This window comes from Pedobacter ginsengisoli, from assembly GCF_002736205.1.
Taxonomy (GTDB): Bacteria; Bacteroidota; Bacteroidia; order Sphingobacteriales; family Sphingobacteriaceae; genus Pedobacter; species Pedobacter ginsengisoli_A.
Window position 1 is genome coordinate 2,733,200 of sequence record NZ_CP024091.1, and the last position, 21,055, is coordinate 2,754,254.

General features: G+C 37.4%; 17 protein-coding genes and 1 tRNA gene. 1 reads left to right on the forward strand and 17 read right to left on the reverse strand.

Going from position 1 to position 21,055, the window contains the following annotated elements:
- Positions 1–66: 66 nt before the first annotated feature.
- The 11 genes from CPT03_RS11255 to CPT03_RS22965 all read right to left on the reverse strand — a co-directional run bounded on the left by CPT03_RS11255 (position 67) and on the right by CPT03_RS22965 (position 13,031).
- Positions 67–1,134 carry a FecR family protein gene (locus CPT03_RS11255; RefSeq protein ID WP_099438947.1) on the reverse strand — a complete coding sequence of 356 codons (1,068 nt, stop codon included), beginning with the start codon at positions 1,132–1,134 and terminating at the stop codon, positions 67–69.
- A 97-nt stretch (positions 1,135–1,231) separates the two neighbouring features.
- Positions 1,232–1,798, reverse strand: coding sequence for an RNA polymerase sigma factor (locus CPT03_RS11260; RefSeq protein ID WP_099438948.1), 567 nt, complete (start codon positions 1,796–1,798; stop codon positions 1,232–1,234).
- 62 nt (positions 1,799–1,860) lie between these two features.
- On the reverse strand, positions 1,861–3,669 hold the full coding sequence (locus CPT03_RS11265) for an ATP-binding protein (RefSeq protein WP_317044283.1): 1,809 nt from the start codon (positions 3,667–3,669) through the stop codon (positions 1,861–1,863).
- Between the two features lie 58 nt (positions 3,670–3,727).
- Entirely contained in the window at positions 3,728–4,858 is a 1,131-nt protein-coding gene (locus CPT03_RS11270; RefSeq protein ID WP_099438950.1) for a sensor protein KdpD, read from the reverse strand.
- A gap of 16 nt (positions 4,859–4,874) precedes the next feature.
- A complete protein-coding gene (locus CPT03_RS11275; RefSeq protein WP_099438951.1) occupies positions 4,875–5,945 on the reverse strand; it encodes a porin in 1,071 nt (356 codons plus the stop codon).
- A 9-nt stretch (positions 5,946–5,954) separates the two neighbouring features.
- Complete coding sequence (locus CPT03_RS11280) at positions 5,955–6,524, reverse strand: K(+)-transporting ATPase subunit C (protein ID WP_099438952.1); 570 nt, start codon at positions 6,522–6,524, stop codon at positions 5,955–5,957.
- Positions 6,525–6,596: 72 nt separating this feature from the next.
- On the reverse strand, positions 6,597–8,630 hold the full coding sequence (gene kdpB, locus CPT03_RS11285) for a potassium-transporting ATPase subunit KdpB (RefSeq protein ID WP_099438953.1): 2,034 nt from the start codon (positions 8,628–8,630) through the stop codon (positions 6,597–6,599).
- Between the two features lie 2 nt (positions 8,631–8,632).
- Positions 8,633–10,351: a potassium-transporting ATPase subunit KdpA gene (kdpA, locus tag CPT03_RS11290; RefSeq protein ID WP_099438954.1), complete on the reverse strand. Its 1,719-nt coding sequence runs from the start codon at positions 10,349–10,351 to the stop codon at positions 8,633–8,635.
- A 9-nt stretch (positions 10,352–10,360) separates the two neighbouring features.
- Complete coding sequence (kdpF, locus tag CPT03_RS23375) at positions 10,361–10,438, reverse strand: K(+)-transporting ATPase subunit F (protein ID WP_099441084.1); 78 nt, start codon at positions 10,436–10,438, stop codon at positions 10,361–10,363.
- 263 nt (positions 10,439–10,701) lie between these two features.
- The gene (locus CPT03_RS11300) at positions 10,702–12,051 is read right to left on the reverse strand and encodes a sigma-54-dependent transcriptional regulator (protein WP_099438955.1); all 1,350 of its coding nucleotides are present in this window, start codon (positions 12,049–12,051) and stop codon (positions 10,702–10,704) included.
- A gap of 20 nt (positions 12,052–12,071) precedes the next feature.
- Positions 12,072–13,031: a hypothetical protein gene (locus CPT03_RS22965; protein ID WP_216641537.1), complete on the reverse strand. Its 960-nt coding sequence runs from the start codon at positions 13,029–13,031 to the stop codon at positions 12,072–12,074.
- Positions 13,032–13,282: 251 nt separating this feature from the next.
- Here CPT03_RS22965 and CPT03_RS11310 point away from each other — a divergent pair.
- Positions 13,283–13,356, forward strand: a tRNA-Cys gene (locus CPT03_RS11310).
- Between the two features lie 244 nt (positions 13,357–13,600).
- Here CPT03_RS11310 and CPT03_RS11315 read toward each other — a convergent pair.
- The 6 genes from CPT03_RS11315 to CPT03_RS11340 form a co-directional block, all read right to left on the reverse strand.
- Positions 13,601–13,987: a VOC family protein gene (locus CPT03_RS11315; protein WP_410522613.1), complete on the reverse strand. Its 387-nt coding sequence runs from the start codon at positions 13,985–13,987 to the stop codon at positions 13,601–13,603.
- A gap of 11 nt (positions 13,988–13,998) precedes the next feature.
- Positions 13,999–15,021, reverse strand: a complete 1,023-nt coding sequence (locus CPT03_RS11320) for a WD40/YVTN/BNR-like repeat-containing protein (RefSeq protein ID WP_099438956.1) — start codon at positions 15,019–15,021, stop codon at positions 13,999–14,001.
- Positions 15,021–15,452 (reverse strand): DUF2147 domain-containing protein, encoded by a 432-nt coding sequence (locus tag CPT03_RS11325; protein ID WP_099441086.1) that lies wholly within the window; start codon positions 15,450–15,452, stop codon positions 15,021–15,023. Before CPT03_RS11325 ends, CPT03_RS11320 begins: the two co-directional genes overlap by 1 nt.
- Positions 15,453–15,508: 56 nt before the next feature.
- A complete protein-coding gene (locus tag CPT03_RS11330; protein WP_245869813.1) occupies positions 15,509–16,915 on the reverse strand; it encodes an AcvB/VirJ family lysyl-phosphatidylglycerol hydrolase in 1,407 nt (468 codons plus the stop codon).
- 5 nt (positions 16,916–16,920) lie between these two features.
- Complete coding sequence (locus CPT03_RS11335; protein WP_099438958.1) at positions 16,921–19,509, reverse strand: phosphatidylglycerol lysyltransferase domain-containing protein; 2,589 nt, start codon at positions 19,507–19,509, stop codon at positions 16,921–16,923.
- A 71-nt stretch (positions 19,510–19,580) separates the two neighbouring features.
- The gene (locus CPT03_RS11340) at positions 19,581–20,942 is read right to left on the reverse strand and encodes a glycosyl hydrolase (RefSeq protein WP_099438959.1); all 1,362 of its coding nucleotides are present in this window, start codon (positions 20,940–20,942) and stop codon (positions 19,581–19,583) included.
- Between the last annotated feature and the right edge of the window lie 113 nt (positions 20,943–21,055).

The window sequence follows — 21,055 nt, forward strand, 5'->3', positions numbered from 1 at the left end:
CTTTTAGCTACTCATGAAGGTTTAGGGGGAGAGAAAATGTTAGCCGCATTTTAACTCCCTTTTTTGTTAGTAAATGATCACGTCATGTTCTTTAAGTTTAAAGTTAAATGGTTTGATTAATTGCATTGCTTTCAGGGTTTCTTCAATTGTTTCATTTTTAAACACCCCTGTAAAGCGATAAGATTTTGCTTTCTCTGCTTCAAAGTTGACCTTCACATTAAACCAGCGTTCAAGCTTTGGTTTCAGATCTTCCAGCGATTCATTCTGAAATACAAGCTGGCTATCACGCCATGAAGTTTCTTCGATATATTCATTCTCGCCAATACGAACCGGTACAATATGCTGAATTGTTAGTGTGATGTCTTTAGGAACATCTGGGGTACGTCCAGATTTAACATGAAGCACCTTTTTATCTTCTACCAGTGCAAACTTTTCAGAAGGACTTAATATAATCTTTTGCTCTGACCTATCATTTACGGAAAGTTCAATAGAACCACGGATCAACGTTGCTTCCGATTTTTTATCGATGGGATAAGCTTTAATATTAAATGCAGTTCCCAGAACTTTTACGCAAAGTTTATCTGTGCGTACAATAAACGGATGAGATTTGTGGTGGGCTACATCAAAAAAAGCCTCGCCTACCAGATAAACAATCCGCTTCTGTTTTTGATTAATGTCACTTTCATAAGAAAGCTTGCTATCAGAATTAAGCCAGACTAAAGTGCCATCAGGAAGCTTAATTTTTTTTCTGATACCCTTGCCTGCAACTATCTCCGTATCAGGTGAAAATTTATGACCTCTGTTAAAATAAAAAACAGATACTGATACTACAACCAGCAATATCGCGGCAATTCCAATAAGACTTTTATATTTCCTGAAACCAACAATTTTATTTGTCTGTGGCTTCGGTTCAAACTCATCACGAAACTTCAGCGTATGTAGCAGATATGCCTGATCTACATCGGGTATATCAGTTTGCTCATCTGAATTTAACCAAAGTTGTTCTAAAAATTCTTCGTAATAAACAGAATCGGGATACCTTGTTATGAGGTCATTTAGCTCTTCAAGTTCGCTTTTTGTAGCTTCACCAGCTAATTTACGAGCTAACAATTCTATAATTCTGTTTTTATACATACAGATAGTCCAGGTAAGTTTATATTGGTTTGTATGTATAGGACAATCCTTTTTAAGAAACTCCCTAGTCTTTTCTAAAAAAATAAAAGTTTTTTTTTTACATGAGGTTAAACTCAGCTTTTAAAACATTACTCATCTTTTTAATTGCTGTTACCAAATGGGCATCCACCGTTTTTGGAGAAATGTTTAAAATTGATGCTGTTTCTTTATAGCTTAACCCATCTTCTTTTATTAACTTAAATACCAGTTTGCATTGAGAAGGGAGCTTTTCAGTTGCCACTTCGAGCTTTTTTTTCAGCTCATCATTAATCAATATTTGCTCCGGATTCAGGTTATCAAGAATAATCTCGAATTCAATATCATCAAGAGATACCCATTCCTGTTTAGAATGTTTGTTCAGGACATTTAATGATAAATTACGCGCAATAACAAAGGCATACACCTTAATATTTTTTATTTCTGTTAATTTTTCCCTGTCTCGCCAAAGGGTAATCATAACATCACTTGCCACTTCTTCTGCAAGTTCACGCGACTTTAACAAATAAAAGCAAAAACGATATAGAGAAGGAAATAATGATTTAAAGAGCTTCTCATATGCATTCTCATTATTATATAAAGCAATATGACTTATCAGACTATTTAGGTCAGGTAAATGTTTAGGCATAGGGGTTATATTTGATTAATTCAAATGTATGAATTAATCAATGCCATCCAAATCTCTTTCTATTAATCAGTTATCGGCAACGAAAAACAGAACCTGCTTCCCTCTCCAATTGCGCTTTCAACCCAAATAGAGCCGCTTTCTGCTGTAATAAAATCTTTTGAAATGGCTAGTCCTAAACCCGAACCGGATTTATTATTACCATCAGTAGGTACCTGAAAATATTTATCGAACAATCTTTTTTGATACTGTTCATCTATTCCCTTCCCAAAATCACGCACCGAAAATTCTATGTTATTTCCTATTTCAATAACCTGAATAACTACTTTAGATTTTTCAGAACTGTACCTTAAGGCATTAGATAAAAAATTGATCAATACCCAAGCTGTCTTTTCAATATCTACACTTACATTAGGCAGGTTATTCCTGCTGATCAGTTCCAGCTCTATAGATCTTTGTTCTGCCTGAAACCTAACTGCATCCATAGCATAAATGGCTATTTTTCTTGGATCGGTTTTTACAAAATTCAATTGCAGGTTACCAGTTTCTACCTGAGCAAGGTCCAGTAACTCACTTGTAATTTTTAGCAAACGGCTACAATCTTCTTTAATATGCTGCACCAGTTCTTTTTGCTCAGGATTCATACTCCCCACCCTTTCATCATCCATTAATTTTAAGCTCATTTTTATGGATGATATTGGCGTTTTCAATTCATGAGAAACGGTAGCAATAAAATTGGTTTTAGCTTCATCTAATTCTTTAAATTGGGTAATATTTTTTAAGATAAATACCTCTCCGGCCTCCTTACCAGTCTGTACTGTTGCCTGTTCACTATTCTCATCGTAGCTTGGCACTATAATTTTTCTTCGTTCCAACTGAAAGTACGATTCCTTCTCATCAGCATAGATTTTCATTAATTTATCACCCCCATCATTCTGCAGAACCCTATTCAAAAGATCATTCTTTTTTCTTAGTTCAAGGGCATTTAACCCTACAACTTCTTTTTCATTTTTACCTATCAATTGACCGGCTACCTTATTCATAAACAGCACATCATTTTTCTCATCCAATCCAATAATAGCATCCTGCATTTGCTCTATAATTGCCTCAATTCTAAGCTTTTCAGATTGAATTTTAGCCAGATTACTACTTTCCCATCTGTTAAGTTCTGCTGCCATAGCATTAAAGGAACCCGCCAGTTCAGCAAACTCATCAGAGCCATCAAATTCCAATCGTTGTTTGTAATTCTTTTTACTGATCTCTTTAATTGCATCCGAAAATTCTCGTAATGGATTTGCCACAAACCCCGGAAAATTCACAATGAAAGAGAATAAAATAAGAAAGCACATAGATGCAGCAAAAATCAAGTACATACTCGCCCTTTCTACTGCAGCCTGTGCCGCGGCATTTTTTCTTACTATTGCATTCATGTTTAATTGATCAATAGCGCTCAGTTCAAGTCTGGCCTTAATTACAGCAGCTTGTCGGCTTACCATGCCAGCGTCAGGGTTAATAATGCCAAGGTAAGCTCTATTTAAATTAGCCACGGCAACTCCTTCTCCGGGCTCTGTTATATTTTTACCCTCCTGTGCAAGTAAAGCGGCAAATTGGTCTGATACAGTTGTTGAAAGTGGTAAATTATTTACATCAAGTATTGCCCGCATTTTGCGCGTAAAGCTTAGTGTTTCATAATTATCCTTTAAAATAACCTTAGAACTAATTGAAATTTTGTTCATATAGAACAAAGAAATTGCACCGAAAAAGAGAACCACCACGAATAGGAATCCGAATCCGAGGCGTAATTTGGTTTTTATTTTCATCAGTTTATAGTTTACTTTTTTTGATGGTGATGAAGCTATATGAGCAATGTTCATTGTTGTTTTGAATGTTTGCTCATGATGATTTCATCCTGATATAATTTAATTTTAACTTTCAAGATAGAATTACAAGATCTGTTTCGGTTGCAGAAATATTCCGTAAAAGTTGGTTAAAAATAGCGGTTCTCATAATAATCTGAAACAAATTTAAATGAGGTTTACCAATACAGATTGTTGTAATTTCTTTCTCTCTTGAAATGTCAATAATAGTTTTTGTTATATGATCACTTTTTATCTTTATTACTTCAGCACCAAGTTCCGTGGCCAGTTTAAAATTATTAATCAAATGGCGCTGTAAATCAAGTTTAATCCTGTCCCCGCTTTCCCTGCTACTCTGTACGTATAGCACAATCCATGGCGACCTATAATAAGACGCTAGCCTTGCAGTTTTACGGATCACAATTTTGGCAGTATGACTATTTGTAGATATACAGGCCATAAATCGTTCCGGTCTAAGTTTAATTTGTGAGGGTATTTCTATGCTTATCTTCCGTTCTAAATGGTGTGCTACTTCTTTTAAAGCCAGTTCCCTCAGTTGTAAAATCCTTTCCGATTGAAAAAAATTACTTAGTGCGCTCTGAATTTTACTCTTGTCATAAATTTTACCGGCTTTCAGCCTGTCAATCAATTCATCTGCAGTAAGGTCAATATTTACAATCTCATCTGCCAATTCAAGAATCTTATCAGGTATCCGCTCGTTTATAGGGATACCTGTAATTTTTTCAATCTCGCCATTCATACTTTCCAGATGCTGGATGTTTACTGCAGATATCACACTTATTCCAGCATCAAGAATATCAGATACATCCTGCCATCGCTTGGTATTTTTACTGCCTTCAACATTTGTATGAGCAAGCTCATCAACAATAACCACTTCGGGGTGGATATTGATGATGGCCTGCACATCCATTTCTTCAAGTTCTTTGCCGCGATAAAATATTTTTCTACGCTGAATTAATGGTAAACCATGTAAAAGCACATGAGTTTCAGCTCTGTTATGAGTTTCTATATAACCAATTTGGATGTTTATCCCGCTTTTTAAAAGTGCATGAGCTTCTTGAAGCATCCTATAGGTTTTTCCAACGCCCGCACTCATGCCTATATAAACTTTAAATTTCCCTCTTCTGGACTTTTTCACCAGATCCAGAAACTTTCTTACAGAACCCGCTTTATTTTCATCTTCCATAATTCAGCCTATTTAATTAAAATGACACTGCGATACTTGCAGTTACTGCTGCATTATTATTTACCGGTAATTGTTCGCGCACAAATATTTTATCCTTACTTTGATATAATTTCCCTTCAAGCCTGATTACCGCATTAGCAATTGGAGCATAATCTACATTAATAGAATAACCTTTCGTTTTAAAACCATCGGGTGTTTCTGTAGATATAAAAATACCACTTTTATCCTGATAATACTCAAATCTTCCGGCCAATGCCCAGGTACTGTTTATTTTATATTGAGCTATTGCAACTGGCGATAAGACTTCTTTTTTCTCACTATTTCCTTTTGTTTTTTGTTGAGTACCGTAGTCAAGGCCAAGGGTTAAACCCAATTGATCTGTTAACTGAAAAATCCCATACACATTGTGATAAAAGCGGGTTACCTGTACAGAATCCACACCTTCAGTACCCAGATAATTGCTATAGTTTACCGTTACCCTGTCGGTAGGTTTCCAGGTTAACTGCATGCCCCCTGCAGGCTTACTATTTCCAGCTTGCCTGGTAATACGCTGCCAGCCATTTAAATACAAAAGTGCAGCAGTAAACTTACCATCATTTGTTCCGTAAGTAATTTTAGCACCCGACTCATAGTAAGGGGTATTTTCAGAAGATATGTTTCTTGTTAACACCCAGCAATCTTTAGAAATTGCACTTTCAAATCCAATATGTGACGAAAAAACACCTGCATCAAGCCATAAATTAGCTGTTTTAGAAAGCTTTACACCTGCGTTTGCTTCATAAATATTCTTTAACACACCAGGTTCAGCAGCCAGGTTTGCGTTAGTATAAGTACCCGCCATTATGGCTACATTAGCACGGATATTACCATTATCATAACTTCCCTTAATAAAACCAAGGTTTAAGTTTACCTCATTATGGCGGTTGTGGGAGTATATAAATCCAGGCCTGTTGTTATCCAATGGTTTGTTAAAATCGAACCCATAATAGGTTTCCAAATAACCGCTTACTTTAATCTTTGATGTTTCCTGACCGTTAGCAAATAATCCTGTTGATAGGGCAACGGCTAATAATATTATTCTTTTCATGTTCCTTGGTTATTTAATTTTCAACTCATCCAGAGCCAGGTTAAGTTTCAATACATTTACAGATGAAGGGCCAAACATCCCCATTAAAGGTCCCTGAGTATTTTTCACCACCAATTCTGCAACTGTTCTTTCATCTAGCTTACGGTAACCTGCTACTCTTTTGATCTGCATTATTGCACCCTGCTCTGAGATATTAGGATCTAATCCACTACCAGAAGCAGTAACCATATCAGCAGGGATATCCGATCTTTTTAAATAAGGATGGTATTTTAGTAATGTATCAACTCTATTGGATACATCTTTCAGGTAATCCTGATTTGAGGCTCCTTTATTTGAGCCGCCAGAACCAGCTGCATTATAGCCTACGGCCGATGGCCTGCCCCAAAAATATTCGGGTTTAGTAAAAGATTGTCCCAGCAAAGCATACCCAACCACTTTACCATTTTTAACTATTTTCTCTCCACCTCCCTTGCCTTTTGAAAAGCCTCCGGCAAATGCCACAACAAGCGGGTAGATTACGCAAAGCAATACCATTAATACTACGGTAAGGCGTATAGATTGTATAATATATTTTTTCATGATATTTTTATTGTTATTTAATGGTATTCAAGCTGCTGTATGAATTCATACAGCGGTTTTCATGATATTTTTTTAAACAAATAAGCCTACTACAACATCAATCAGTTTGATACCGATAAATGGTGCAATAACTCCCCCAATTCCGTAAATAAAAAGGTTTCTCAACAACAGTGCGCTTGCACCTATAGGCTTGTAAGCAACCCCTCTTAAAGCAAGTGGAATAAGAAAAGGAATAATGATGGCATTGAAAATTACAGCTGATAAAATTGCACTTTCCGGGCTGTGTAATCCCATCACGTTTAAACTTTGTAACGCAGGGATAGAAGCTATAAATAATGCAGGCACAATAGCAAAATACTTGGCAACATCATTGACTATTGAAAAGGTAGTCAATGTACCTCTGGTAATTAACAGCTGTTTACCTATTTCAACAATCTCTATGAGTTTGGTCGGATCATTATCCAAATCAACCATATTTCCTGCTTCTTTCGCAGCCTGCGTTCCACTGTTCATGGCCACACCAACATCTGCCTGCGCTAATGCAGGAGCATCATTAGTACCATCGCCCATCATTGCTACTAACTTACCCTGAGCCTGTTCTTCTTTAATGTAATTCATTTTATCCTCAGGCTTGGCCTCAGCAATAAAGTCGTCTACCCCGGCTTTTTCGGCAATAAATCTGGCTGTAAGTGGATTATCACCTGTTACCATTACCGTTTTAACCCCCATTTTACGCAAACGTTCAAAACGTTCACTAATGCCTGGTTTTATAATGTCCTGTAGTTCTATCACCCCCAAAGCTTTTTCATTCTCAGAAACAACTAAAGGCGTCCCCCCATTACTGGCTATGATTTTAACCTGTTCTTCAATATCCGATGGAAATGGATTACCGGCTGTTAAAACGATATTTCTAATGGAATCAAAAGCACCTTTACGAATCCTTCTTCCATCTGGAGTGTCTATACCACTTGATCTGGTTTCGGCGGTGAATTTGATAAACCTGGAACCATCAGGAGCGATTGTAAGCACTTTATTTTCCTGTGCTGCAGCAAGCTCTATAATCGATTTACCTTCAGGGGTTTCATCAGCAAGCGAACTCAACACGCAGGCATCTGTAAAGTTTTTAATAATAACTCCTGCTGTAGGGTAAAAATTAGTAGCCTTACGGTTTCCAATGGTAATTGTCCCTGTTTTATCAAGAAGTAAAACATCAATATCACCGGCAGTTTCTACAGCTTTACCCGACTTTGTAATCACATTGGCCCTCAACGCCCTGTCCATACCTGCAATACCAATGGCCGACAATAAGCCACCAATTGTAGTTGGTATTAAGCACACAAATAATGAGATTAGTGCAGCTATTGTTATCGGTGTATTTGCATAATCAGCAAATGGTTTTAAGGTTACACAAACAATAATAAACACCAATGTAAAGCTGGCCAGCAATATGGTCAATGCAATTTCATTAGGTGTTTTCTGGCGTGATGCTCCTTCCACAAGGGCAATCATTTTATCTAAAAAACTTTCACCTGGCTGTGTACTTACCTGCACTTTAATATGATCTGATAATACTTTAGTACCACCTGTAACAGATGATTTATCACCACCAGATTCACGAATTACCGGAGCAGATTCTCCTGTTATTGCAGATTCATCTATTGTGGCAATTCCCTCAATAATCTCTCCATCTGTAGGAATAACATCACCGGTTTCACAAACAAAAACATCGCCCTTTTTAAGTTGATTGGAAGAACGCATTTCGATATTTCCATTGCTTAGTAATACTTTAGCAGGGGTTTCTTCTCTTGTTTTTCTTAAGCTATCGGCCTGGGCTTTTCCTCTGGCTTCTGCAATTGCCTCTGCAAAATTGGCAAAGAGCACAGTAAGCAATAAGATAAAGAAGATGAAGAAGTTATACAATGCAGAACCCTGATCTGTATGACTTATAGAGTACACAGTAACATAAGCCATAATCAGTGTACCTATTTCAACAGTAAACATAACCGGGTTACGCACCATCACCCGCGGATCGAGTTTGATAAAGGATTGTTTTAATGCAGTTTGCACTAAAGCAGGTTCAAATAATTTATTATTTTGAGTTTTCATTTCTACTTAATTATGGTAAAATATTCTGCCAGAGGGCCTAAGGCCAAAGCAGGGAAATAAGAAAGGGCATTTAATACCAGGATCACGGCAAAAGTCATCAGACTAAATGTTAGCGTGTCAGTTTTTAAAGTACCTGCAGATTCTGGTATATATTTCTTAGCACCAAGTAAACCTGCAATGGCTATTGGGCCAATTATTGGTAAAAAACGGCCTAGCAGCAAAACAAAACCAGTAGCCACATTCCAGAATACATTATTATCTCCTAAACCCTCAAAACCAGAACCGTTATTAGCATTTGATGAGGTCATTTCATACAACATCTCAGAAAAACCATGGAAACCTGGGTTGTTTAACCAGTTTTTAGGTTGTACTGCCCAGGCTGCATCGCCATGATTGGTAAACACATAACTTGCTATTGCTGTTCCTGCTAAAATCAGGAAAGGACTTAGTAAGGTGATCAATGCGGCGATCTTTACTTCTCTGGCTTCTACTTTATGACCAAGAAATTCCGGTGTTCTACCCACCATTAATCCTGAAATAAATACAGCAATGATCAGGTAGATGAAATAATTCAATACCCCGACACCACACCCCCCGTAAAACGAGTTGATCATCATACCCAGTAATTGCCATGCGCCTGTTAAAGGCATGGTACTGTCGTGCATACTATTTACTGAACCTGTAGATATAATGGTGGTTACTGTACTCCAATAACCCGATATGGCCGGCCCAAAGCGCACCTCTTTGCCCTCCATAGCGCCTGTGGCTTGAGAAATACCCATTTTTGCAATGGCTGGACTTCCACCAAGTTCTGAACTTACGGTTGGGATTAACAATAGGAGCATCCCAATGGTCATAACCCCGAAGATCATCCAGCCTAGTCTTTTACGTCTGATGAAAATACCAAAGGCGATGACCATGGCAATAGGGATGATTACCTGTGCAATCAATTCAACCATATTGGTAATGTAGTTCGGATTTTCAAGAGGATGAGCGGAATTGACTCCGAAATATCCGCCACCATTTGTTCCCAAATGTTTGATGGCAATCATACCAGCAGCAGGGCCTCTGGATACATTTACGGTGTCACCTTGAACGGAAATGAACTGATCTTTAGCTTCGTAACTTGATGGCGTACCATTAAAGGCAAGTACAATTGCCATTACAAGCGATAAAGGAAGTAAAAGACGTGTAATTGATTTTACAAAATACTCCCAGAAGTTACCCAGTTTAACGGATGTTTTATCACGAAATGCTTTAAAGAGCACCACCGCTGCTGCAATACCAGTTGCAGCACTTACAAATTGAAGGAACATGATTACAAAATGCTGGGTAAGATAAGTCAGACCACTTTCTCCTGAATAATGCTGTAAATTACAGTTAACCACAAAGCTAATAATGGTATTAAAAGAAAGATCGGGAGACATACCAGGATTACCATCAGGATTTAAGGGTAATTTATCCTGATACATCAATACAAAAAAACCATAAATAAGCCATACCAGGTTAATGGTAATTAAGGCTTTCATATGTTGTTTCCAATTCATTTCTTCTTTGGTATTGATTCCGGAAAGTTTATAAATTCCGTTCTCAACAGGTTTTAAAAAGTCTGTCCAGACTTTTTCTCCGGCAAATACCTTAGCCAGGTATTTGCCTAAAGGAATAGCTATAACCAACGTAAGCAGGTAGGTAGCAATAATTCCGAGTAATTCAGTGTTCATAGCTTTTAATTAAAATTTTTCGGGTTTGATCAGCACATAAATCATGTAGATGAATACGGCAATTGCGATTAGAAATAATACGATCATAATTTTTAGATTTTTTCGAACCAGTCGATTGATTTGTAAACCACCCAGCAAAGTATCAGCAGGGCAAGAAAGAGTAGTATTGTCAACATCTTAGTATATTTTTAGTAAGCCATAGCCAACCTACGTACCAAAACAAAAACAAAAACACATAACCAACTGAATATCAAAACATAAAAACAAAAACGACTCAAAATGGAATTAGCCGAAAATAAAAAACCCTTCCAAAATGGAAGGGTTTTTTATCATTATGAAACGATATAAGTTTAGAGATGAGTTGTTATTTTCAACTCTTCAATTTTCCGGTATAAGGTGGTAAGTCCAATGCCCAATAATCGGGCAGTTTCAGTCTTATTACCTCTGGTGTATTTTAACACTTTAATGATGTGCTGTTTCTCAACAATCTCCATTTTCATAGGATCAGTTTGTTCTGTCGCCTCGCCTAAATTATGAAACTCATAAGGTAAAAGGCTTGCGGCAACAGTATTCCCCTCAGCCAGAATAACAACCCGCTCAATTACATTTTTAAGCTCTCTGATGTTCCCTTTCCAGCTATGCTTAAGGAGTAGCTCAGAAAAATCATCGGCCATTACCAGTTCTTGTTTGTTTACTTTATTAGCAAACTCTTTTAGGTAATGTTTGGCAATTAATAAAATGTCCGATTTCCGCTGAGACAAAGACGGAAGTTCAATAGAAAATACAGAAAGCCGATAATAAAGATCCAATCTGAATTTACCATTTTCCGCTTCAGTTTTTAAGTCTCTATTAGTAGCAGCAATAATCCTTACATTGATTTTACTGGTTTGTGTATCCCCTACTTTTATAAAGGTTTGATTTTCTAACACACGCAGCAGCTTTGCCTGCAAGTCCAGATTCATCTCTCCAATTTCATCCAAAAAGATAGTACCTTCATTGGCTTCTTCCAACAGGCCTTTTTTATCTTTAATTGCCCCTGTAAAAGCTCCCGCTTTATGACCAAACAGTTCGCTTTCTAAAAGTTCATGATTAAATCCACTACAGTTTACGGCAACAAAAGGTTTCATTTTCCTTAAACTCTCATAATGGATCGCTTGCGCAAATACTTCCTTTCCTGTACCTGTTTCGCCAAGTAAAAGTACTGTTGTATCAGTACCAGCTACCTTTTCAGATAATGATATTGCTTCTTTAATTACTTTTGATTGTCCCAGTATGGAGGCAAAATCGTACTTTCTGGCTACCTTATTTTCCAACTCACTAATTCTAAACTGAAGCCTTGCTTTATCCATTGCTTTATAAACCAAGGGGATAATTTTATCATTATCATCACCTTTGGTAATGTAATCAAAAGCACCGTTACGCATTGCCATTACACCATCCTGTATTGTTCCAAAAGCAGTCAGATTGATCACTTCAGCATAAGGTTTAATTTTTTTGATCTCTTTTACAAGTTCAACTCCGTTAATATCAGGAAGTTTTACGTCGCTAATTACCACATATACATCTTGAGCAGCCAGAATTTTCAAGCCCTCTTTCCCTGTATTTGCCTGGTAAACTTTAAAGCCTTCCAGTTCAATGATGCGTGCCAACAGGCTACAGATCTTTTTCTCGTCGTCTATTATTAAAACGGTTTTTTGCATCGCTGATAATTTCAACAATATTAGCAATTATTCAAGACAAGTTGCTGTTCATATATGCAATCATCAATAATAGAAACATTAGTAACATCTTCTCTTATTGTAAATTTACACCTTGTATGGTTTTTAATTGTATTTAATATCTCCTTTTCGGTGTAATTATGATCATAAACAATTACAACTGTAAAGTGGCACTCTTTAGAACTAGAATTTGGGCTTCCATCCATATTTACATTTGTAACAGTCATTTTAACCGGCTCGGGTAAATTGGATTCAATAGGAAAGGTATATTCCGAAAACCATAAAATATCGGTTAAAGCACTACAAATAGCATTAGTCCCTTCAGCCCCGGCTGCCAGGCTCAACCTTGGGCAGGCAATACAATCAATCGTCATTTCACACTTTTCAGTAGTATTGGTTTGCGTGTGAGCACTAAAATTTTGTTTATGAGGATTAAATAGCATAGCCGTACATAAGCAATTACATCTTTTCTTACCCTCCAGAATATTATAGTTAACACAGCTTTTACAACCCTCCCAGAAATGCTCGTCGTGTGTGATCTGGTCAAATGTTACCGGTTCAAAGCCCAGCTGAGCATTCATTTTCATGATGGCCGCCCCCGATGTAATACTAAATATCTTTGCATCCGGATATATTCTTCTCGAAATTTTAAATATCCGATCTTTGATTGCCTTTGCAACTCCGGCATTTCTGAATTTAGGGGCTACAATTAAGCCAGAGTTAGAGACAAAAGAATTGTTTTCCCAAACTTCAAAATAAGAGAAACCTACCCATTCACCACCGCCAGTTACTGCAATAACTCCTTTACCTTCTTTTATCTTCTGAGCAATAGATTCCGGACTACGCTTTGCTATGCCGGATCCCCTTGCAATTGCCGAAGATTCTGTTTCATTAACTATTTCATCAACATGTTTAATATCTGCTATTGTAGCGATACGAACAAATATCATCTGATTTTCCATTTTTTTAAAGATTAATGAACGGCATTATCAAATGAGATGCCCATACAGTAGACAAATGCAACAAACCACTTTAAACGGTTAGAAAATGCACTTATAGCTCGCTGCGCACTGTTTCCACAGTTAAAGTAGCCTTCCAATATGGTATGGTTTATTCCATTTTGGGTAGACTAAATGATAAAAAAACAGTTAAAGGAAATATTTTTTTAAATAAAATCTAGTAATTCTGTAGACTTTACATATATTTGTCCTATAGTCATGTGGCCGAGTGGTTAGGTGAGGGTCTGCAAAACCTTTGACGGCGGTTCGAATCCGCCCTTGACGTCCAGTTCAATTTCTATATTGTCTGAATCATTAGATGTTTGGTTAGATCTAAGTTTTGTTTAAAATGCGGCCAGGTTGGATGACCTGGCTTTGCTGTTTAATAGCATAACGTATTCCAGCTCAGAAAAAACTATTGCAAAAAGAAACGGGGATACAGCAATCCGCCGTATCCCCGCTATCTAAATTAACGCTCTCATATACATAGACGACTAAATATTCTATTTATTGTATCAGAGGCAAAAAAAATATTATTTTTCATAGAATTCAATAGGGAGCTGATCAGGGTCAGCAATAAAAGTAAAGCGCTTGCCTGTAAACTCATCAACACGTATCGGTTCAGCTTCTACTCCTTTGTTGTTAAGCGTACTTACCACCTTATCAAGATCATCAACTTCAAAAGCAAGGTGCCTTAAACCCGTAGCTTCTGGTCTGGATGGGCGCTTAACCGGATCAGGAAAAGAGAAAAGTTCTACAATGTAAACCCCATTCAATGCCAGATCAAGTTTATACGACAACCTTTCTGCTCTATATACTTCTCTAATTATTGTAAGCCCTAAAACATCGGTATAAAATGCTTTAGAAACCTCGTAATCACTACATATTATTGCAATATGATGTACTTTATTTATCATCATCTAATTTCCCGTTACTTCGCTGCAATAGTAAGTTTATAAATCTCGCCCTTATTTCCCGCCAAAAGAATAAGCTTACCTTTTTTAGCCTTTTGAACTACATTAAAGCTTGATGAGGAAATATTATACCAATTCAGGCCCCCGTCTTTAGATACATCAGTTCCAGATGTTCCAGTTGCAAGCAAGAACTTTGAATTTATATAAGTTACACCTGAACGGAAACCACTCACAGGTTTCAGAGGTTTCTTCCAGCTCTGCCCACCATCGTTAGTTAATAGTACATTATTGGTATTCTCTTTATCTTTTAAATAATTACCACCTACTACAACACCTTTATTTTTATCAAAAAAAGCGATAGAGAACGGACCCGTGCTACTTTCTCCCTGCAAAATAGGACATTTAAAAACCTTCCAGGTGTATCCATAATTGTTCGAAAAATAAATGTTAGATACAGCACCACCACTGGCAATCCACACTTTCCCCTTGCCCACGGCTTTTATAGTTGAGCCGCTGGCGGCAAAGCTGGCTTCGCCCGAAGCCATTTTGGCTTTTAAATTATCTGAAACATCAGTCCAGGTAGCCCCACCGTCTTTAGTTCTTAGCAACTGCATCTTATCCTTTATCGGATCGCCAAATGTCATTCCAGTTTGCTCATCCCAAAAATCCATCCCATCTAAAAAAATTGCCGAATCAACATTCTTATAGGTTTCAGTCCAGGTTTTACCCCCATCTTTAGTAAGCAATATAAATGCAGGAGCACCCGCATTTACAATTACAGCCCTATCAGCATCAAAGGCTTCAATATCTCTAAAATCGAGTGTTTCATATCCGGCGGGCATAATCCATTCCCAGGTTGTACCACCATCAATAGTTTTGCCTATACTGCCATTACTACCACTTACCCAGGCAACCTTATCAGAAACAATAGACATACCCCTTAAGCTTGTATTTGTACCTCCTGTTAAGGGGGTTAATTCATAGGTTTGCCCAAACCCTAATAAGGGCAAAAAGATCAGGCACCAGATTATTTTTTTCATTATTTAACTCTTTTCCAAACTTCCGATCGGCCAATTAAGGAGATACCAACATATCCTCTCATATTTAGCTGGCCATTATCTTTAAGTGTCATATTGCAGCTATAGGTTTTGCCAGACTTAGGATCATATATTGTTCCATCAGCCCACTTACTACCTGTATAAACAAAATCTTTAAGAATTTCCAATCCCAGAATAGGCCTTGATTTTAAGCTTTCATCAGGATTTTTCAAATCTGTTTTAACAACACCTTTATCATCCTTTGTTTCTTTAAGCCAAACAATTTTACCAAAGTACTTATCGCCCTTTTTAGCGATTTCTACGTGGGCCTCTCCTGTCGAGTTAATCCATTTTCCAAGAATCGCATCCTTGTTTTGCGTAAAGCCAGAAAAACATATTGCTGAGAAAAGCAATAGCAGCGAAAAATATTTCATAATCATAAGTTAGTGTTTTTAAAGGTAACAAATCAGCCAAATAATAAGAAAAAAACTTACTGAGCCAGTTCCTTTAAAAGAACGGAAGAAATGGCTGTATAATCATCGTTAAAATGATGATTCCCAGAAATTGTAGCCACTTTAATGCCATTTCGCACAAACTTATCTTTAATATCCGCATCTTCTTCTGTTCCAAAAACACAAATTGGTTTTAGCGACCTTATCTTTTTTATTTCAGCAATTACATCATACTTATCATCTGAACTTCCAAGGCTAAGCATATCTGTAATATGAATTTCAAAATCAGCATTTACATCAGGCGAAAGAGAAAAAACAGTTCTTAAGTCGTTCTTCATTTCAGCGGATAACCTGCTTGCCAGAAAGGGAACAACAGAAGCTCCAAAAGAGTACCCTGCAAGTACAAAATTTTCTTTTCCAAGTTCCTGTTTGTAGTAAGCAACAGCCTTACTTAAATCTGCCGTTACTCTTTCCGGAGTTTTAGCATTCCAAAAATATTTCTGGGCATCAAGCCCAATTACCGATAACCCTTTAGAAGCCATAGACTCTGCAAGCGATTGATCAAAACTAGTCCACCCTCCGTCGCCAGAGATCATAAAAACAAAAGGCAGGTTATTCTTTTTATCAGAATGGATCAGCGTTAATGGCATTGCACCAGAATAAGCCTTAGGCTGCGAAGCTTGTTCATTAAAGGCCCGGGCAGCCAATACCTTTTTATATGCTGCATTAAAATTAGGGAGCCAGTTATTAGCTATAGAAAATCCGTGGCCTACTTTTGTCAATGTAACAAGCTCGGTCATTGGCATATCCTTTAAAAAAGCTGCCGTAGCATCAAATGGGCAAGTCTGGTCCTTCACCCCATTTAATACAATAAACGGAGCCGTTAAGCTTTTTGTAGCTTCCAGGTAATACGAAACACCTGGCTTTAAAACATGTTGCGTAAGCCCGCTACCCTTACACAAAGGTTTTTTAAGCTCAATATCAGGGCAAAACCCCAAAGCTATAGCCCCTTTAAATGTATTTGCAGGAGCCTGCGCCAATATTCCATATATCAAAACAGCTCCATACGAATACCCAATAAGTACCGGTTTATAATAGTTAGTAAACTTGTATTTCTTTTGGATAAAAAGACTCAGTTCCTCAAAATCGGCTGCCGGATACAAGCATTGGGTAGACACTTTCGATAAATAATTTCCATAGCGTTTGGCATCAATACCTAACACCAATGCTCCCTGATTGGCAATATTTTTTGCCATATTAATTACCCCGTTCTTCCATCCCCCATCGCCCGAAACAAATAAAGCTACAGAAGTTGGTGTACCGGTGGGATGATATACCGTTATTAGGCCAAACTTTTTATGAGTTACAGAGTCTATTTGCCCTGCTAACCCTTTTGTTACCCACAGGCAAACCAGCATAAAGCATAAAAAGATGCATCTTTTCATAATCATTAGGGTTTAATTACTTTAGTTAATACATTGGGGACCTGTAAAAGATCATAATCCTGATCATATATCAAATACTTATTATGCCATTCTGGCGAGAACTTTTCCTTTGCTGCACGCAATCCCTTATAGTGAGAAAATGACCTGATTTTTTCGTAAGCAAATCTCATAGACCGTTCTGTAAAATTCTGTGGTGTTTTAAGGCCCGACAAGGGAGCAAAACCAAGGTTCACTGCGGTATAATTCTGCTCCTTAAGGTAATTAAACAAGGCAACCATAATAAAATCAATAACGCCATTCGGAGCATCGGCGGTTTTTCTGATCAAATCATAAGTCCCTTCCCCCTTTACATAATCAGGTATTACATTTAAAAAGGCAACAATCTTTTCTTCTGTATTTTCTACAGTAATTATAGTTTGATTTTTTAGCTCATCCCAAATAAATATGCCTTGCGAAAACACTATTTCTTCGCGCTCAGTTTCAACAAGCCATTCATCAGATACTGATTTAAGTTTTTGAAGCAGTCCGTCCTTAATTGGGCTATTATAAACCTTTGTGTAGTATCCCTGATCTGAAACCTTTTTTAGTGCATTTCTGATAGACTTTCTACTTCCTCCTTCCAACGAAAAAGAACTCAGATCAACCACCCCCTCCTGTCCCAGAAAAAGCCTTTTTTTACCTAGTGAAACAAAATCGTCCAGGCTTTCTTCAGAAACCCTGTAATAAAGGCTTTTCATTCCACTTTCCATGCAATAACGGTCAAACGACTTAATAAATCCCTGTCTGCTTTCAGGCAGGCTAACAGGTAGTTCCAGTACAACTGCAAAATTCCCAGCTATGCGATAGGCTATAAACCCATCAAATTCATCACTTGTATAAATAAGCTTATCTCTATAAGTTTTGAAATAATCAATTGCCGAATTACCATATTTTTCCAGATCGGCCTTTGCTGCTTCAAATTCCTCTTCTGAGGTATCCATTGTTAAAATATACGGCCTTATCATAGTATAAATAAGAAAAGCTATAGATAAGAATCCGCTAATGTTAATTGAAAAAAGGAAGCCTCTGGCAAACCCATCCTGAGGTACCAAATCAGAACTTCCAACCAGCAAGAAATTTTGCAAAGTATACCTGATCGATTGCGGCCAGCTAAAATCAATATCAAAATGCTTTTGGTCAAGAAAATAAAATCCAATAACACCATACAGCAAAACTGCCAGTATACTTAACAGTGTTGTTTGAATTCCAATAAACCTTAGTCTGGAATTGTGCTTAATGTAGTATTCTTTGCGCGATCCGAATAAAATAACGAGTACAATTACAGAGAACCCTGCCTCTTCATAATCAATTGCTTTAGTTAAATGCCCTACCAGCGAGAGTATGCACAGCGCAACGGCAAAGTACCATGCCATGCGTAAACCTTTAAGCATAAATGCGGCTGTAACCAGCAAAAACAGCCCGGCAACGAGTACAAAATAATTGGATGCCCTGATTGCTTCTATGGGCAAAAAATCTTTAAGAAATGCAAGTCTGGAATGGATTGCCGGCGTAAGTACCGAAACAATATTAATAACACCCAGCAGTAGCAACAGCAATGCGGGCACTATTCTCATCAACAGCTTGTTAATTTTTAGAAGAAAACTTAGCGCGCCCAGAACCATCGGAATCCAAAACTCCATAAACCGGTACAATAGGGTAATTGAAACCGCTGCCACGTTTGAATAACCCAATCTAATTAAAATGAAAGTCATGGAGGCCTCTACCGCACCCAACCCTCTTAAAAAAGGAGAAATAATTAAAAACACAACTGCAACTACGTAACTTATGGTTGCAAAAATTAAGGAGGGATTCATATCCAACGCAACCATTGCAATGTAGATGTGAACAATGCCGGCTACCTCTATCAAAATGCTGTAAATAAAAGTTGAAAGAAAATGCTTACGTTCAATTTTATTGCTTCTGAATTCGGCGGCAAATACCTCTACCGTCGGGATGTACTTAACAATAAGCTTATAAACTACTCCTTTTTTTATAACTGATCTGTACAACAAATAAATACCGGCAATTAGCAGCAATGCGGCCAGCAAACCAAACCATTCGCCCTGCCCCAGTGTTCCTTCTAAAACGCCATAAACAAATACAGGTATGGCAATTACCAATACGGATAAAATACCTACAAAACCGTAAATAGATGATGCAAAATTAATTTGCGATCTGCTTATCCCCTTCCTTTCAATTGGCGCGCTAAAAAAGGCTAGTGATGATACCCCTCCGGCCGGCAAAAAAACACTTACAAAATTCCGTTTTAAAAAAAGAAGGGTGCCTTCTGCAACTGTGATAGTACTCGATACCGCAGCAAATGAAGATCTGTACATCATTCCATGAATAAACACATAAACCACGCTCAGCAGCATTCCAGCCCCTAACCAGGCCCATTTTGCTGTTATTAACAATTGTTTTACGTGATGTATTTCGCCCCGTTCCTGCTTAATAAACCAAATGGCAAGACCAATAAAAAAAAGAGTAAAAATATAACTGGAAATGATCTTTCCATTCTCACGAATAAAAGGCACAAAGAATTTGAAGCGCTTCATTAACCGGGATAATTATAGTAGCAAAGAAAGTTTTTTTACATTATAAATATAAGAAAAACATTATCTAATAATTATATCTCTATAACAAAAGGATGATCACTTGTTGTAAGCTTAACAGCGCTTGTATTCCTTAAAAACTGAACTGCTTCTGTTCCTTTTGTAGGATCGTAAATTCTAACCAAAGGATACGTTTTGCCTAGTTTTATTTCTACTTCTTCTGAGCCCTTTGCTTTCTCTCCCCAAACTACAAGTTCAAACTTGCCATTACTTTTTTGAAGCAGAAGCGTATGTACAGTTTCAGGCTGATCAATAATCTCAAAAGACATATTACGCAGATTAAATTTTGAAGACTTGTCTGCCAGGATTGTTGTTAAATTATGTAAATATATGGCCGATTTTCTTGGACTATAATCTGGCTTATAAAAACCAAAGGTCTGATTACCTGCTTCGTCTACTCTGTCTCTTAATAAATAAACAGCAGTATAACTCCAGTTCTGTTTAAATTGCGACAAATATAAATTCAGGTATAGTCGTGCTTGCTTCTCCTCATTTATTTCGTTACTAAGGGTTACACCTGTTTCGGTAGTAACCCGTGGCAATGTCAAAAGTTCATTCTCAGTATATCCCTGATATTTTTTTAGCCAGGTTTTACCATAATTACCATAAAGCCCGTCAACCTTACACAATGGTCCCGGATCAGCGGCATTCCAGGTCTGGTTGTCATACAAGCCAGGATGAGAAGGATGCGAAAAATAATTATGACATGTTGCAAAATCAGCATATTTTGTTCCATCAGGCATCAAAGTGCCAGCCCCCATAGGTATTTTAAGAAATTGTAAGCCTACATTATCAGTTTGTGCCCCATTTTCGCAGAGGTCCCATACCGGATATTTTTTCAACATCGCGTCACTTTTAACTGCAGCGTATAAGTCCTTTTGTAATTGCGCTATTGGCAGCCAGGTTAAGTTTTTGCCTCCCGCTATCCCCTTGTACTTAAAACCCCAGTTATTTGGCTCGTTAGAACCTTCAAAAGCCAGCAGCGCTCCTACGGCATCAAGTTTCCTTGCACCTTTTAATAATCTTTCAATATCAGTTCCACCACTTAAAAGTCCATAACTAAACTTAACACCCGTTTCTTTATGAAGTTTAATAAAATCTGCATCCGGGATATCTCCTTCATAACCAGCCCGTATCCACCTAATCCCTGTATACTTCATCAGTTCAATAGTTTTATCTAAAGATTCTCCGCGTTTGGATATTGCAGAGTTTACACCAATGCTATTTAAAAAATCAATTGCTTTAACAGCTTTTTGCTCTCTAATTGGTTTTTGGGCTAAGGCTACTTTAACGCTTATTACCAGTACAAATAATACTAAGCAAAAACCTGCCGTTAATTCTATTAAAGCCCTGAAATTAGTTCTTTGTTTGCTCATTAAAATAGACGTATAAATAATTCAAAATGTGTGGTTAACAATAAAGATGCGATAAAACCTTATGCAATTCAAATCCTTCACAAGATTAGCTTTTCTTCACACCTTCTACACAC

Coding starts and splice junctions, on each gene's coding strand:
- CPT03_RS11300 (WP_099438955.1), bottom strand. CDS start 12,051: ATGCAAAAAACCGTTTTAATAATAGACGACGAGAAAAAGATCTGTAGC.
- kdpF (WP_099441084.1), bottom strand. CDS start 10,438: ATGATCGTATTATTTCTAATCGCAATTGCCGTATTCATCTACATGATT.
- CPT03_RS11270 (WP_099438950.1), bottom strand. CDS start 4,858: ATGGAAGATGAAAATAAAGCGGGTTCTGTAAGAAAGTTTCTGGATCTG.
- kdpB (WP_099438953.1), bottom strand. CDS start 8,630: ATGAAAACTCAAAATAATAAATTATTTGAACCTGCTTTAGTGCAAACT.
- CPT03_RS11340 (WP_099438959.1), bottom strand. CDS start 20,942: ATGAGCAAACAAAGAACTAATTTCAGGGCTTTAATAGAATTAACGGCA.
- CPT03_RS11280 (WP_099438952.1), bottom strand. CDS start 6,524: ATGAAAAAATATATTATACAATCTATACGCCTTACCGTAGTATTAATG.
- CPT03_RS22965 (WP_216641537.1), bottom strand. CDS start 13,031: ATGGAAAATCAGATGATATTTGTTCGTATCGCTACAATAGCAGATATT.
- CPT03_RS11315 (WP_410522613.1), bottom strand. CDS start 13,987: ATGATGATAAATAAAGTACATCATATTGCAATAATATGTAGTGATTAC.
- CPT03_RS11320 (WP_099438956.1), bottom strand. CDS start 15,021: ATGAAAAAAATAATCTGGTGCCTGATCTTTTTGCCCTTATTAGGGTTT.
- CPT03_RS11330 (WP_245869813.1), bottom strand. CDS start 16,915: ATGAAAAGATGCATCTTTTTATGCTTTATGCTGGTTTGCCTGTGGGTA.
- CPT03_RS11260 (WP_099438948.1), bottom strand. CDS start 1,798: ATGCCTAAACATTTACCTGACCTAAATAGTCTGATAAGTCATATTGCT.
- CPT03_RS11325 (WP_099441086.1), bottom strand. CDS start 15,452: ATGAAATATTTTTCGCTGCTATTGCTTTTCTCAGCAATATGTTTTTCT.
- CPT03_RS11255 (WP_099438947.1), bottom strand. CDS start 1,134: ATGTATAAAAACAGAATTATAGAATTGTTAGCTCGTAAATTAGCTGGT.
- CPT03_RS11275 (WP_099438951.1), bottom strand. CDS start 5,945: ATGAAAAGAATAATATTATTAGCCGTTGCCCTATCAACAGGATTATTT.
- CPT03_RS11265 (WP_317044283.1), bottom strand. CDS start 3,669: ATGAACATTGCTCATATAGCTTCATCACCATCAAAAAAAGTAAACTAT.
- kdpA (WP_099438954.1), bottom strand. CDS start 10,351: ATGAACACTGAATTACTCGGAATTATTGCTACCTACCTGCTTACGTTG.
- CPT03_RS11335 (WP_099438958.1), bottom strand. CDS start 19,509: ATGAAGCGCTTCAAATTCTTTGTGCCTTTTATTCGTGAGAATGGAAAG.